Source organism: Paenibacillus sp. 1-8, from assembly GCF_056316205.1.
In genome coordinates this window covers 4187596-4201558 of sequence record NZ_CM149995.1, presented here as the reverse complement: position 1 = coordinate 4201558, position 13963 = coordinate 4187596, and the positions used below count along the sequence as shown (strand labels likewise).

Annotated in this window: 17 protein-coding genes and 2 pseudogenes; 12 read left to right on the top strand and 7 right to left on the bottom strand. The window is 46.7% G+C overall.

Translation table 11 applies throughout. From position 1 onward, the window contains the following. Positions 1 to 28: 28 nt before the first annotated feature. Positions 29 to 205 (bottom strand): hypothetical protein, encoded by a 177-nt coding sequence (locus AC0WRU_RS19275; protein WP_476125961.1) that lies wholly within the window; start codon positions 203 to 205, stop codon positions 29 to 31. A 214-nt stretch (positions 206 to 419) separates the two neighbouring features. Between AC0WRU_RS19275 and AC0WRU_RS19270 the strand changes: the two genes are divergently transcribed. From AC0WRU_RS19270 to AC0WRU_RS19250, 5 genes are all read left to right on the top strand, one after another. Further along, positions 420 to 1061, top strand: coding sequence for a hypothetical protein (locus tag AC0WRU_RS19270; RefSeq protein ID WP_476125960.1), 642 nt, complete (start codon positions 420 to 422; stop codon positions 1059 to 1061). Beyond that, positions 1051 to 1164 (top strand): putative holin-like toxin, encoded by a 114-nt coding sequence (locus AC0WRU_RS19265; protein WP_476125959.1) that lies wholly within the window; start codon positions 1051 to 1053, stop codon positions 1162 to 1164. Before AC0WRU_RS19270 ends, AC0WRU_RS19265 begins: the two co-directional genes overlap by 11 nt. A gap of 353 nt (positions 1165 to 1517) precedes the next feature. Then, positions 1518 to 2000 (top strand): hypothetical protein, encoded by a 483-nt coding sequence (locus AC0WRU_RS19260; RefSeq protein WP_025686289.1) that lies wholly within the window; start codon positions 1518 to 1520, stop codon positions 1998 to 2000. A gap of 136 nt (positions 2001 to 2136) precedes the next feature. Then, positions 2137 to 2628: a hypothetical protein gene (locus tag AC0WRU_RS19255; RefSeq protein WP_025686288.1), complete on the top strand. Its 492-nt coding sequence runs from the start codon at positions 2137 to 2139 to the stop codon at positions 2626 to 2628. Positions 2629 to 2735: 107 nt separating this feature from the next. Continuing rightward, complete coding sequence (locus AC0WRU_RS19250; RefSeq protein WP_209441008.1) at positions 2736 to 3122, top strand: hypothetical protein; 387 nt, start codon at positions 2736 to 2738, stop codon at positions 3120 to 3122. A gap of 75 nt (positions 3123 to 3197) precedes the next feature. Here the strand turns inward: AC0WRU_RS19250 and AC0WRU_RS19245 are convergent, their stop codons facing one another. The 3 genes from AC0WRU_RS19245 to AC0WRU_RS19235 all read right to left on the bottom strand — a co-directional run bounded on the left by AC0WRU_RS19245 (position 3198) and on the right by AC0WRU_RS19235 (position 6956). Then, entirely contained in the window at positions 3198 to 4553 is a 1356-nt protein-coding gene (locus AC0WRU_RS19245; protein WP_476125958.1) for a dipeptidase, read from the bottom strand. Positions 4554 to 4743: 190 nt separating this feature from the next. Then, the gene (locus tag AC0WRU_RS19240) at positions 4744 to 4920 is read right to left on the bottom strand and encodes a YjfB family protein (RefSeq protein ID WP_023990044.1); all 177 of its coding nucleotides are present in this window, start codon (positions 4918 to 4920) and stop codon (positions 4744 to 4746) included. A 56-nt stretch (positions 4921 to 4976) separates the two neighbouring features. After that, on the bottom strand, positions 4977 to 6956 hold the full coding sequence (locus AC0WRU_RS19235) for a methyl-accepting chemotaxis protein (protein WP_476125957.1): 1980 nt from the start codon (positions 6954 to 6956) through the stop codon (positions 4977 to 4979). Positions 6957 to 7088: 132 nt separating this feature from the next. On the opposite strand from AC0WRU_RS19235, the gene AC0WRU_RS19230 reads away from it, so the two are divergent. Next, complete coding sequence (locus tag AC0WRU_RS19230) at positions 7089 to 7412, top strand: hypothetical protein (protein WP_476125956.1); 324 nt, start codon at positions 7089 to 7091, stop codon at positions 7410 to 7412. Between the two features lie 203 nt (positions 7413 to 7615). Here the strand turns inward: AC0WRU_RS19230 and AC0WRU_RS19225 are convergent, their stop codons facing one another. After that, positions 7616 to 8743, bottom strand: a complete 1128-nt coding sequence (locus tag AC0WRU_RS19225; RefSeq protein ID WP_476125955.1) for an SGNH/GDSL hydrolase family protein — start codon at positions 8741 to 8743, stop codon at positions 7616 to 7618. A gap of 93 nt (positions 8744 to 8836) precedes the next feature. Then, positions 8837 to 9364: pseudogene (locus AC0WRU_RS19220) on the bottom strand (GT-D fold domain-containing glycosyltransferase); the annotation flags it as partial. Between the two features lie 175 nt (positions 9365 to 9539). Here AC0WRU_RS19220 and AC0WRU_RS19215 point away from each other — a divergent pair. From AC0WRU_RS19215 to AC0WRU_RS19195, 5 genes and pseudogenes are all read left to right on the top strand, one after another. Beyond that, positions 9540 to 9707 (top strand): hypothetical protein, encoded by a 168-nt coding sequence (locus AC0WRU_RS19215; protein WP_476128720.1) that lies wholly within the window; start codon positions 9540 to 9542, stop codon positions 9705 to 9707. Further along, positions 9704 to 10030, top strand: coding sequence for a polysaccharide biosynthesis protein (locus tag AC0WRU_RS19210; RefSeq protein ID WP_476125954.1), 327 nt, complete (start codon positions 9704 to 9706; stop codon positions 10028 to 10030). The genes AC0WRU_RS19215 and AC0WRU_RS19210 overlap by 4 nt, the downstream gene beginning before the upstream one ends. A 120-nt stretch (positions 10031 to 10150) precedes the next feature. Next, positions 10151 to 11473, top strand: coding sequence for a nucleotide sugar dehydrogenase (locus AC0WRU_RS19205; RefSeq protein ID WP_476125953.1), 1323 nt, complete (start codon positions 10151 to 10153; stop codon positions 11471 to 11473). Continuing rightward, positions 11466 to 11588: pseudogene (locus tag AC0WRU_RS19200) on the top strand (SAM-dependent methyltransferase); the annotation flags it as partial. The gene AC0WRU_RS19205 and the pseudogene AC0WRU_RS19200, both read left to right, overlap by 8 nt. After that, on the top strand, positions 11558 to 12073 hold the full coding sequence (locus AC0WRU_RS19195) for a tetratricopeptide repeat protein (protein WP_476128719.1): 516 nt from the start codon (positions 11558 to 11560) through the stop codon (positions 12071 to 12073). The pseudogene AC0WRU_RS19200 and the gene AC0WRU_RS19195, both read left to right, overlap by 31 nt. Here the strand turns inward: AC0WRU_RS19195 and AC0WRU_RS19190 are convergent. Next, positions 12065 to 12943, bottom strand: a complete 879-nt coding sequence (locus AC0WRU_RS19190) for a DUF72 domain-containing protein (RefSeq protein WP_476125952.1) — start codon at positions 12941 to 12943, stop codon at positions 12065 to 12067. The two genes, AC0WRU_RS19195 and AC0WRU_RS19190, sit on opposite strands and share 9 nt — an antisense overlap. 231 nt (positions 12944 to 13174) lie before the next feature. Between AC0WRU_RS19190 and AC0WRU_RS19185 the strand changes: the two genes are divergently transcribed. After that, positions 13175 to 13963: a class I SAM-dependent methyltransferase gene (locus AC0WRU_RS19185; RefSeq protein WP_476125951.1), complete on the top strand. Its 789-nt coding sequence runs from the start codon at positions 13175 to 13177 to the stop codon at positions 13961 to 13963.

The following is a 13963-nucleotide window of genomic DNA, read 5'->3' as shown; positions in this document are numbered from 1 at the left end:
CATACGCTTAAGGATTTTTTTACTACTTCTATTTTATAAGTTTGATGAGCTGAATTTGAGATTGTTTGGGTAGAGAATCGGAGTGTTCATATACACTGATCAAATAACTGACAACATCACTTTCATTACTCAAACCTAACTCTGTTTTTATGGATTGTAATTTTTCTTTTATATCTTCATACACCATAACACTTTTTCTTTCCAAAATGGATTCGCCTCCCTAAGAGAAAATATATCACACGGATGAATTCAAAAAAAAGAAAATGAATTAAAAAAGAACATTTTTGTATTCAAAAACAATTGACTATGTATTCTAAAATGGTTATTATGAATGCATAAGAGCTATAAATGAATTCAAAAATATGTAGAGATGGTCTCTAGAGATTAATTTTCATAAATTAAAATGAAGGATGATACATATGACAAAAAAAGCAAAGGTCAACAAGTTAGCCATCAAGGACATTGTACGAATGGAGCAGGTTTGGGAACAAGAAGAAAAAGATGAGACAGGCTTATACTACTTCCACATTACAGATGTCCTTAACCGCAAATGGCAGACGATCGGATTAAACGTATCAGACGCTATTCAAGTGTTTGAAAACGGAAATGATGACGTGTGGACACGTATTATTAAGCCAGCTCCATTTAACTTTAATCTTACTGCCAACGATTTAATCAATATGCTCGATATCGGACCTGATGCTTGGCGTATTCGTAATGCTATCCAAATCATACTGAATACTGTTGAAAGACGCAATGAATTCGTTAACAAAATTAAAAATATAAACTTACATGAAATTGCTAATTTACTCTATAAAATGAAAAGCCAGTATCTACGGTACGCTCAACTCCCTAATGAAGAATTTATCAAAATGTATGTCGCGAATCCAGTGGAGGCATTGTCTGTTTATTTCCTTGAGACTGTTGATGTACATACTTTTTGGGAGTGGCGTGACGCTGGTGGTACTTATGAAAAGGCTATTGAGTATAAACGGGGGCAGCCAGACATGACTCTAATTCAAGCTGTTGAAAGAGCAGAAGATGAAGCCTGTGGAGGTTAAAGATGCTCTGACATTAATGATGATGTTCGGTACGTTATTAGTTACACTAATCGGATTAATCGTCACCATTGTTATTGCATTGAACCAAAACCAAAAGAAATAAACGGCCTACTCGCGCAAGGTGACGAAAAAAATGCTTACATCGCTAAAATATGTGGGAATTTGTATTCAAATGTTGTATTATATATAGAAGGAAGAAACTACCATTAGATTATGAGAGAACTCACATGAATAATCTAGCAGAAGGCTGTACCACAAAGTTATACAAGGACAGAAATGCATTTGGTGGTAGTCTAAGAATGCAAATGTCAATATTACAGGTTTTGAGTTATACTTATATAAGGTGTTGAAGAAGAATCACAAGGCAGAAAGGCTCGATGCTCCAGGTAGCAGTAAGTAGCTTTTCCTTAGGTCTACCTGTGGTATATTCTTGATCGGAGGTGAACGGGGAGACATATGATACAAAACCAACACTTGATGACGTATACGCTGAACAGCGGCATAAAGGGAACAGTCGACCTATCCAGTAAGCAGGTTCAGGAATGGATAAAAGCATATCGAATTGGCAGCAAGTTTGTAACGGTAGTCGGTAAACAGTATTTTGGTTTGAATCCTGAATTGGTAGCAGATTTTAAGGTACATAATGAATACTCGGAGCAGCGGGATCATATATCCATGATACAACCTGCAATGGTAAGTAAAGCTGTAGACGCAGACCCGTTGGCAGAGGCGTACAGTCAGTATAAAACGTTGATTCAGGTAGAGTGCAAATGCGGAGCTTCCTATATAGAAGAGTCGCCGCACAAAAGAACCAAGTGGTCATGCAAGGAATGCAATAACATTGTGTTCCTGGATCGTAAAAAGGGGATGGTGGATACGGAAAAAGGCAAGGCGTGGTATATGACCAACAAATACTATGTGGAGAGACAAAGCAATTGACCTAGGTCAGTTGCTTTTATTCTATATGTCCATTCCCTGAACTTTATAAATCAGCTATAACCTTTTGCCAAATAATAAAATTGATGTTTTTTGCGCTTTGTAGTACATTATCAAGTGTATTATAAGGAGGCTTCTCATGTACGGACATAGACAAGATGATACTTTATACATCATGACTTACACATTAAATAGCGGTATCAAGGGCACGGTGCCTTTGTCTAATCAACAGATACAGGAATGGCTTGAGTGTTACAGAATCGGCAAGAAATTTGTAACCGAGATTGGCAAAGAGTACTTTGGGCTGCATGCGGAACTGGTAGCTGATTTTAAAGTTCATAATCAATATTCAAGCTATCAGGAAGTCATTATCCCGGTTCAACAGCCGGATACTGGCCTTAAAGAGCTGTCCCAAGCTTACAAATCAACAGAAACCTTGATCAAAGTAGATTGCAAATGCGGCACCTCCTATGTAACGGAATCTCCCTTTAAGCGGACCAAGTGGTACTGCACTAAATGCCGGGAAATTGTTTTTCTCGACAACAAAAAGGGAATGGTCGACACTTCCAGAGGCAAGGCTCATTTTATGACCAATAAGTATTTTGTGGAACGGGAAACAACTGGCGTATAAGCCGGTTGTTTTTTTGTGTATTATTGAATCATACTCGATAAAATGATAACGATAGTCAGGTGGTGAACGTCATCCGGGAAAATCATACGAACGGAGCAAGGAATCGCATGAAAACGAACAGTGTGTACATAAACGAAACGCTTCATCTGGAACAAATTATAAGTGACTTGCGGGTGATGGGCTATGTGGCCTTTCATCATAATCCGCAAATTACAGGTGAGCTTGAAGAGCTGGAAGAACTGAAAAAGCAGCTATTGTCGTTTTTTCAGCAGCATCATGTATTGTGGATCGAGCTTGACCCGATAACGCAATATGCGGTGGTGAACAACATGGGGAAGGCCACGGTGCTAAAACTCATGGGTCGGAAAATGAACCCGCTGCGTGATCTGAGAGCAAACGCTGCTTTGGCCGGGCAACCGTTTCATGAGTTGGATCGGGAAATAGAGCGGTTGAATCGACTGGTTCACCTGTTGCGCTACACCCGTTTTTCTTAAGCGACGGTAGCCATGTAAAAAAGCATTCACGAAGCATGTATGATCACATGTCGTGAATGCTTTCTTTGTGCTAGCTTACACAGATTTCAAAAACTCCACAATGGTCAGCAGACCCTTATCGAAATTTTCCAAATTAAAATGCTCGTTCGGCGCATGCAAGTTCTCATCCGGCAAGCCGAAGCCCATCAGTACGACTGGAGCGGTTAGCACACGCGAGAAGGTTTCCACGATTGGGATGGAGCCGCCGTCCTTGGTAAACAGGGCGCGTACACCGTATACCTTTTCAAAAGCATCCGCCGCCGCTTGCAGAAATGCGTGTGACGGGTCGATGTTAAAGGCGTTCGCTTTTTCACCCTGCTGGATGTCCAACGTGGCACCTGTCGGAACATGGGCGCGCAGATGGCGCTCGATTTTGTCCAGAATGTCCTGCGGATTCTGGTTGGCAACCAGGCGGCACGTAATTTTCGCGTGAGCTTCCTTCGGAATGACCGTCTTCGTGCCTTCCCCTTGGAAACCGCCGTATACGCCGTTCAGCTCCAGTGTCGGACGCGCCCCAACACGCTCGACGAAGCTGAATCCTTCTTCGCCATAGAGGGAATCAAGTGCAAGATCTTGTTGCAGCTTGCTCTCATTGAAGTCTTGCTTCACGAATTCTTCTCTCATCTCTGCCGATAATGGAGCGACATCGTCGTAGAATCCTTCGACGCTTACGCCGCCTTTGTCGTCATGCAGGGTTGCCAGCAAGGACACCAGAGCATGCAGCGCGTTCGGCACACCGCCACCAAAGGAACCGGAATGCAGATCCGTATTGGCTGTGTGGATCGCAACCTCCAGTGAGCACAAGCCGCGCAAACCTGTGCAAATGGCAGGCTTCCCTTTTTCGATCAAGGAAGTGTCGGACACCAGTACAGCATCGGCAGCCAGACGTTCAGCTCCAGCTTGCAAAAACTCAAGCAGGTTCGGACTGGACACTTCTTCCTCGCCTTCGATACAAAATTTGATGTTCAGCGGCAATTTGCCTTCCTGCTTCAAAATGGCCTCAACTGCCTTAATGTGCAAGAAAATCTGTCCTTTATCATCTGTCGCTCCGCGCGCATATAATTTTCCATCACGGATGGATGGCTCAAACGGTGGCGTTTCCCACAGGTGAAGCGGGTCTACGGGTTGTACATCATAGTGTCCATACACGAGGATCGTCGGTTTACCGGGTGCGTGCAGATAATCCGCATACACCAGCGGATGGCCTTTAGTCGGGATGATTTCAACGTTTTCCAACCCGGCAGACGTCAGTTTGGCGGCAAGCCAATCGGCTGCTTTGTTAATGTCGCCTTTGTGCTCGGATAATGCGGAAATACTCGGAATGGACAACCATTCCTGTAGCTCGTCCAGTTGTTGCTCTCTGGCTTTTTCAAAATATTCAGAATAACTCATAAACTATGTATCCTCCTTTTTAAATGTAAATCGTGTGAATGTTGCGCTATCCTCCGAACCGAGGTCGTGGACGATATGTCTAGTTTACTACGTTTTGTGCTGAACGAAAAATAGGGAGATAAAAAAACGATTCTACCCGGGTCTGTCCAGACCTGAGCAGAATCGCCCTTAACCAAGCATATGGATGTACTTATGCGCGAATGTCCAGTTGACCGCCAAGATGAGGCTGTACGCTTTTTTCCATCATCTGCACTAAAGCCTGTCCTTGTTCACTGGCCTGATCCTTAGCCATACTTAATACCTTCACACTTACGGCTTGCGCCAAGCTGGCCTGACTCATACCTGTTGATAATGCTGCGATATCCATGTTCCAACCCTCCTTCATTGTGAAGACTCTTTCTCTATATTTATCGGTTGGAACGGTTATTTTATTTCATCCAATTGGAATTTTGTCAGCAAATCTTGAAGCTGTTCTGCCAGACGGGTCAAATCTGCGGCAGACGAACCGATCTCTTCCATGGAGGCGAGCTGTTCCTCTGCGGCTGCGGACACGGTCTCCGTATGGGATGCCGCTTCTTCGGCAATACGTGTAATTTCCTCCATGCTGCTGACGACTGCATTTGTTCCATCTGCTACCCCGGCTGTAGAGGCTGCTACGTTGTCGAGCTGCTTTGCCGACTTAACAATCGCTCTACGGATACGGGAGAAGGAGCGGCCGGACAGATCAACAGAATTGATACCTTCACTTACGCGTTCCTTGGCGGATTCCATGGCAACCAGGGCTTCAGATACACCGCTCTGTATCCCTTGAATTTGCTCACGGATTTGTTGTGCCGAATGAGCTGAGTTTTCCGCCAGCTTGCGGACTTCAGTCGCTACAACTGCAAAGCCTTTGCCATGCTCTCCAGCGCGTGCTGCTTCAATAGAGGCGTTCAGGGCGAGCAGGTTGGTTTGGCTGGCGATTTCGGTAATAACCGTGACAATCGTTCCGATTCGTCCGGATCGTTCACTCAAAGCACTGATAATGGTATCCAGTTCTTCCACTGTAGTACGAATGCCGTCAATGGAGATGACGCTGTTGCCGATATGCTCGCTGCCTGCATCCGACGCCTGAATGGCCTGTGCGGAGTAAGTGGTCATTTCAGCCATGGTTTCGGTCATAGCGGTAATGTCTGTTGCCATGCCGCTAATCCGTTCCTGATTATCTTTAGCGCTGTCCACTTGGCGCTCACTGCCTGCGGCTACATCTTGAATGGCTATGGTCACATGCTCGATCGCACGGGTCGTTTGTTCTGCACCTGCTGCAAGCTCTTGCGAGGATGCCGACAAATTGCCTGTCATCGCTTGAATTTCTCTAATCATGTTACGCAGGTAATCTACCATTTGTTGAAAATATCTTGATAATTCACCAATTTCATCTGTGCTGGTCGTAGCCACCTTAATCGAAAGATTACCTTGGCTGATGGCATCCATAGAATTACGTAATCTTTGGATGGGCTTAAGTATACTGCTGATTATCCACATTGCGAGCACACCAATGATGATGGCTGCAATCACCAACACTACGATAGTTGTGACAAGAATCGGTTTGGCGGAGGCACTGGTTTCTGCTTTGTCCATCGTTCCGGCAATTTTCCAGCCCGTCAGCGCATTGGTTTTAAAAATCAGGTTTTTAGATACATCATTAAGATTGTAATCAAAGCTGCCTTCCTTGGAGGCAAACAGTTGCGGCACTATTTCTCCGATTTTGGTACTTCCGCTGATTTCTGTCGGGTGGGTGACGATACGTTTGGTACCATCTAATATCATGACATAACCATTTTGTCCGATTTTTAATTTTGTAATTTCTTTCAAATTATTTAGGTTCAGGGAAAGACCGAGAACACCGTTGTTGTCGGGAAGTGTACGTGAAATATACACAACGGCGACCTTAGCCGTATTGAGTCCTACAGGGCTGATTACGGTTTGCCCGGGTTTTTCCATGGCCTGTTTGTACCACGGACGCTCACGAGGATCGTTTTTGGATCCAATGGCTTTGCCAATAATGAGTTTTCCTTCGGGAGTTCCTACAAACATATCGACGGCTTCCGTATGCATTTTCAAATACACTTGTAACCTTTTCAGGATGGCTTCATCTGCTTCAGCACTGTTATCACTAGCCGTCATCGTAGTAGCGTAATATTCGAGATCAGCGATTTTGGCTTGAATCGCTTGAGTAACTGCACGATCAGATGCGGTAACGCTAGTCGTCGCACTGTCAAGTAATTGGCGGTTCGTCTGGTTATACGCTGCCTGATACGAAAAAAAACTTACAATAATACTAGGAACAAGCATGACCAGAAGAAATGCTGCTGTCAATTTTTTACGTAAAGTTAAAGTTCTCATTCGTTTCAGTTGTTTCATCAAACCCCTGCTTTCTAAATACATATTCATTTCCAATGCTTATAGCATATGTATTTACTATCGGCTATTTTAAGCGGATTTGATAGATTTATTGCTAATTTGTCCAATACGCTTAAGAATTTCTCGCATAACATGAAGTATCTTGCAATTTGGAGGCTGGGTCCTGAACCGGAGCGGTTCGGCCTGATTGGGCTGCGAACCTATCTCGTACCGGGTCTGGTAGTGACCTTTAGCGGTTCTATCGGTCTGATCGGTGAGCTTGGTGATACGTATGCGATTGAAATCGTATGTGGTGCCGACTACGATCCGAACGATGATATTACCGGGCAGAGGGTGTACTTGGCGTTACAGGGGCCACTGAAACGCAAGCTTTTAATGCACAGGATCTTTCCGCGCCATGGGCGATACAAACGGTGTATTCCTCTTATATTTCCGGGTATCGACGACCGTACGTAACGGTCCGGAGGTATTTACTGGCATCGCTGCGACTCCTTTTTTCTAAATATATCAGACGAGTATTTACTTAATTAAGAGCTCGCTGCAACACCCAGAATACAAATATCCTAGGTGTTGTTTGCTGTAAGCTCATCAGTTCCGGCTCCTAAAATCGGAGCTTCTCGTCCCATGTGACCGATTCTCCATATTCTGCTTCCCGGATTCTAATTCTTTAAAATTTCTCGCAAATACCCTGTCAACTCATCTGCCGCTTTGGTATGGGCGGTGAGCCCGGGATGGCTGCGAGATCCTAACGTTTCTTCCGTCGTGTTCGGCAGTTGGAATACGGACACATTCCGATCCCTCGTTCTTTTCTTGTACGCGTCTACCGCCCGGTAGATTGAGGGCATCATCGGAGTACCAAGCATCCCATAGGCCCACACAATATGGGCAGCAGGATTACAGGTCCGAAGCTTAGCAATAAAATTTTTGACAGCGTTTTCAAAAGCTTGTAAATCTTCTTCATTGAATGTGCCGTCCTCGTTCAAGCGTTGCTTGTACACTTTCCCGCTTGCTGGGTCCGTCCATGCAGGAGAATAAAAGGCTCCCCCGTCATTAGTCCCCAAATTCACCACGACCACGTCCGGCTGCCATGAGGTAAAATCATGATCTGAAAATGCCCCTAATGCTTCATTTCTCTCTCCGGTGAGCACACCGCATACTTGCTCATAATATGCCGGTATGTTCGCATGCGGATTATTATCCCAGCTTGTTAGGACACCCCATCCGCTTTGTGATAACACTCGGTAGTCCGCATTCAGTGCTTCGGCTGTTATGGCTGTATAATTGCGTAGTGCTGTGAACAGCATGGGGACCCAGTCTGTCTCCTCCTTCGCTCCAATTGTTCCTTCTCCTGAGGTAATGCTGTCACCGATAAATTCCACCTTGTGGGGCTTATCGGTGACCGGCAGTAATTCTCCGTCTACTCTCAGGGCATGAATTTGCAACAAGCAGCGCGAGTCCGAACTCATAGGCTGGACATCCTTGACCACCCGGACATTTTTAACCATGTCAGGATTCATTCCTCTCAAAAGACAAATCCAATGCCGTCCTGCGGCCACCATCAGACGGCTCATCGGGGCACCATTGATGACAATGCTGATCCAGGACTCATACACCTGGTAATCGGTCTCCATTTCAATCCACAGCTCCGAGCCTTTGATATTCAATTCAATGCCGCTGCCTGTCCAAAACAGAGTTAGTGGTGTAAGTGTTTGCGTAGTTCGACCATGAACCTTTACATGCTTAGCTTTTGTAAGTGGATATGTCTTCAATTTCTTGTTATGTGTCATTTCCAATATCCTCCTCATGATCTCCAATTTAATGCTTGTTTCTATAATATTGTAAAATAAGTGATGGGAAATCTCAAAGTCTATTTTTAAGCATTAATTAGCTTTGCCGAACATGACGATGTTAATCGCCTTGCCGAAGTCTATGCCTACTTTGCCAGTTAATTCTGCTGTTTTTTGTGCTAACACGGCTGCATTGACACCACATGAGAACAGCGCAATATCAAAGTCATCTTTGTGTGCTGTGATCCATTGGAGTGTTTCAGGCATCTGTCCATATTGATGAAATGCGAGCGTGTGCGAGATATGCAGCCTGTACGGCTCGGCCTCAAGAATAGGTCTTACTTCAGCGGCCGTCCGAGTGACCAGCAGAATGCGTCGATTTTTCAGCATGTCCCAGAAAGCGGGTGTCTCAGCCAAATACCGATTCAGGCAGGCGTGGCAGGTCAGTGAAGGGGAAAGAGCATAGTGTGCAAAGACCTGATCGGTCAGCTCCCGCTTCATATAGGATGGTGCTTTAATAGATTCGTCATCATATGGCAAAATGCCAGCAATGCTGGCTTTGTTCACTGCCTCAGCCACCGCGTCTCGTAGTTCTGTATTCGGCAGAAACAGTCCCTTTTGACCGAGATTGGCTTAACTTTGTATTCTATCATATGTCGAAAGCGAAAAGGTTTTTGTATGAATGGCTATTCTTTTTGGATTGTACCTATTTTTGCAAGATTTGTTGCATTTGTACATGCCGGTTCAGGAGCGTCTTCATAACTTGAGAGAAGACAGTTGAATGGGAGGAAGATACATGAGTCGCAAGATTGTGATTGAAATTAATTTTAATAACTATGGGATGAATCCCAACCGCCTGACACGTGAGTGGATCAGTAACCGACTGGATATATTCAGAACCTTTACGCTGCGTAGTTTGCTAAGTCAGACGAATGCGGCCAGATCGCGGAAGGGCAGGATTTGACGCTGACCAGTCCTGAAATGACCCGTTTTTTCCTTACGCTTGGAGAGGCGATTGGCTTGCTGTTGAAGGCTTCTGTCATGGCGATGGGTGGAGAGACGCTGGTGATGAAAATGAAGGGCTGCAACATTGCAGATCTGGCGGAAGTGATGAAGGAGCAGGCGGGCCAGCCAGCCTTGAAAGTAAAAGAAATCGGAATACGCGGTGGGGAAAAGCTGCATGAGGTGCTGATTTCTCCTTATGAGGTGCCGCACACGTACTGCTATGATGATCGTTATTTTGTCATTCTCCCACAGCAGGCAGACAAGCGATTACTTAGCCAGTAGGGCTGGAGCGGGTGAGCTTTGATCAATACCGCTCGGACGATAAGTTAATGGATCGGGCTGGAATTGCTGAGCTACTGCGAGGCATGGAGTAACGATGAAAGAGGTGGTACTTTGCAGCTTATGAAAAAAATAACAAAAGGAACTGTAAAGATTGCGGTAATCGGCCTCGGTTATGTAGGGCTGCCCATGGCAGTGGAAATGGCAAAGGCTGGTTATGATGTATATGGTGTGGATTCCGATCCCGTCAAAGTAGCCAAGCTGCTTCAAGGACAATCGTACATCATAGACATTGGCGACGATGCACTGAAAGGTCTGATCGGACAGGAATTGCATCCGGTTACGGATATCAAGGTGCTGGAGCATGTGGATATCGTCGTGATCTGCGTGCCTACGCCGCTGACAGACGGACATCAGCCGGATACGTCCTATATTGAAACGGCTATCGACCAGGCGATCCCTCATTTACGCAGACAGACGCTGCTGATTCTGGAAAGCACCACGTATCCGGGAACAACGGAGGAACTGATCCGCCCGGTGATTGAACAGCGCAGGGGCTGGACGGTCGGTCAGGATTTTTATGTGTGTTTTTCACCGGAACGTGTTGATCCGGGCAGTGTTCATTTTAACATTCGGAACACGCCCAAGGTGATTGGCGGCTGTACGCCGGGTTGCCTGGCAATAGGAGCAAGCTTTTACGGCTCCTTTCTGGATCAGATCGTCCCGGTTAGCTCGACAACAGTGGCGGAAGCCGCCAAGTTGTTCGAGAATACGTTCCGTAGCGTCAATATTGGAATGGTCAATGAGCTGACAGCTGCTTGTGAGAAAATGGGCATCAATATATGGGAGGTTCTGGATGCGGCGGCAACGAAGCCCTTCGGCTATATGCCTTTTTATCCGGGGCCTGGCATCGGGGGGCACTGTATCCCGGTTGATCCGCTATACTTGTCATGGAAATCCGAGCAGCATGGTTTTCCACTGGAATTCGTGGACTTGGCAGATCGCATGAATCGACGTATGCCGCTGTATATCGCGGAGCGAATTGAAACCCTGCTCGCCCAGGAAGGTAAAGCCGTGAACAAGGCCGAGATCGTTCTGGCGGGCGTAGCCTACAAAAAAGACATTGACGATGTTCGGGAATCGCCTGCCCTTGTCCTGTTTGAGCGCTTAAAGGAAATGGGTGCCTCGGTGAGCTTCACCGACCCGTATGTAAAGAGCTTTAAGCTAAATGGTGAGGTCATCCAATCTCGTGTAGCGGATACCCGTCTGTGGGAAAGTGCAGATATCGTCGTGATCACAACGGATCATTCTGTGCTGGACTACCAGCAATTGGTCGACCATGCCCCGCTGGTGTTCGATACACGCAATGCGACGGTGCGTTGCACAGGTGGGCATGTCGTGATTCTGGGGCATCCCGGTACTGGAGGGGGCGCCGCTGTTGGCTAACCGTGATCAGGTGAATGAGCGTTATTACGGACAGATTAATTCGGAGGAATCCCATGAGGCTACCCGTAACAGAATTCACTGGATTTGCCGCCATGTGCAGGGTCAAGGGACGCTCGTTATGCCGAGGCGGCAGAGGCGTTCAATCGCCTGCTGGGGGAGCCGAGCGGCTACCGGGAGGACCGGATTACCGCTTGCGTGCGTTTGGCGGAATGCTATCTTCATCTCGGGGAGCCGGAGCAACAGTTGGATAGTCTGCTGCGCTCCTTCCGATATGATGTGCCGCAAGCGGACTTGTGCTGCATGATCGGTGACTGGTTTTTCACACGAAAAGAGTGGAGCACGCCCACCTACTGGTACGAAAAAGCACTGGAGCAGCAGGACGTATCTGGCTTGAGAGCTGTTCCGGTGCCCTGCTACTCCTGGCTGCCGCATATACGACTTAGCCATTGCTGTGTCAATCTGGGCAAGCTGGACGCTTCATATGAGCATAGCCAAAAAGCTTTGCAATACTTGCCTGAGGACCCGCATTTGCTGGATAACGAACGCAAGCTCAGGAGTGCTATTCAAAACCTTTCATCCTCAGCCCGTTCTTCAAAATAGTTCAAGCTGTTCGGGTCCATTGTCCTCTTCGGGTGGCTTGCGGAGTGGAAAAGGCTTAGGCTCCATGCCGAGCATGGTCATGAGCTGCTTGGCGTTAGCGGCGGCATCTCCACCTGAGTTGTTGTTGAAAATAACGCACACCTCACGGCTTTGCTGCTCCAGCTCCAGCAATCGGTCCTTCCATTCGGCCAACTCGCTCTCATTATACCGATACAGGTAACGAACCTCTCGCCAGTTGGGCGCGGAGCTTTGATTCCAACCGGACACATTTCGTCCGTGGAGACGTACCACCGTCAGGTTGCTGTTTGTAGCCTGTGGTACAATCGGCACGGACCCCAATCCCGCCTGCGGCTCGTCGCATACGCTGTGTATCCAGCCTTCCTCACGCATAAATGCCAGTGTTTGCTTTCGAAACTCGGGTGTGAACCAGCTTTGATTTCGGAATTCAAGTACGGATGGGACATCTCCCATCCTTTTTTTCGTGTCACGCAGCACGGCGACGTTCTCACGTGTACAGTCGAACCAGGGAGGGTACTGGAACAGTACAGCCTTGAGCTTGCCCGCTTCGCGGAGAGGCTGTATGGAAGTATGTAATGCTTCGTACATCGCATCGATGGTTTTGAAATAAGGCTGTTTGCCGCGCGTATGCCCGGTCATGCCCTGATAGGCTTTGACAAGAAATGAAAATGAGTCAGGGGTTTCGGTCACCCAGCGTGCCATACGATCCGTGGGCTGTACGGCATAAAAAGAACTATCCATCTCTACCACTGTAAAATGGCCTCCATAGACGCTTAGCTTTTGATTGGCTTTGGTGCCGACCGGATACAGATCATCGTGATCGCCCCAACCCGTCAGTCCGATTTGAATCATAACGTTGCCGCTCCTTTCCTTCATAAATACCGCCAAAAGGCGTTCCCATGATTCATTTTAATGATAAAATGGGATGAATCGCATGAAGCTGGTATGAAGTTCCTATGAATATTTAAGCTTAAATATGGATATTGTAACATGTTGCTTAATCGTAATGTTTTTGAGTCTCCAGTTTGAAAAAGCTAATATGGTATGTAATAGAGCGAAATGAGTTCATGGAGGAGAAACAATATGGCAGAATGGTATGAGCAGAGCTTTGGGGAAGATTACTTATTAGTATACAAGCATCGCGACTTTCAGGGAGCCTATCATGAAGTACAGAAAATGATCTCTTGGCTCAAGTTGCCGCAGGGCTCCAGCGTATTGGACTTGTGCTGTGGTATGGGACGCCATTCTCTTGCGCTCGCGGATGCGGGCTATAAGGTAACGGGTGTGGATTTGTCCTGTGTGCTGCTGCGTGAGGCACATGCTGCCGATCCCGAAGGACGGGTTAGCTGGCATCAGGGCGATATGAGAGAGGTGCCGCTGGAGGAGAGCTTTGATGCGGTGGTGAATTTGTTTACTTCCTTCGGTTACTTTGAGGAGGATGCGGAGCAGCTTAAAGTATTAAAAGGAATTTATCGGCTGTTGAAGCCGGGCGGACGTTTTATAATAGATTATTTGAATCCTGCGTACGTAGCCGCTCATCTGGTGCCGCATTCGATACGGGAGGATGAAGGAAATCAGATTGAGGAGCATCGGGTTATCGAGGACGGATTTGTGAAAAAACAGATCGCCATTCGTTCAATTGCTTCTGTTTCGGCTTCTGATGGCGGTGCTGCTGGTCAGGATACAACTGTAGCGGGTGAAGAGCCTGTACGTGTGTATCATGAACGCGTCAAGCTGTACTCATATGAAAAATTCCGTGCTTTGCTGGAGGAAGCCAGACTGTCTGTAGAGCAGGTACATGGAAGCTATAACGAAGATGAATATATCGAAAATGTATCGCCCCGAATGATTTTTGTCGGCGTGCGTGCTTGA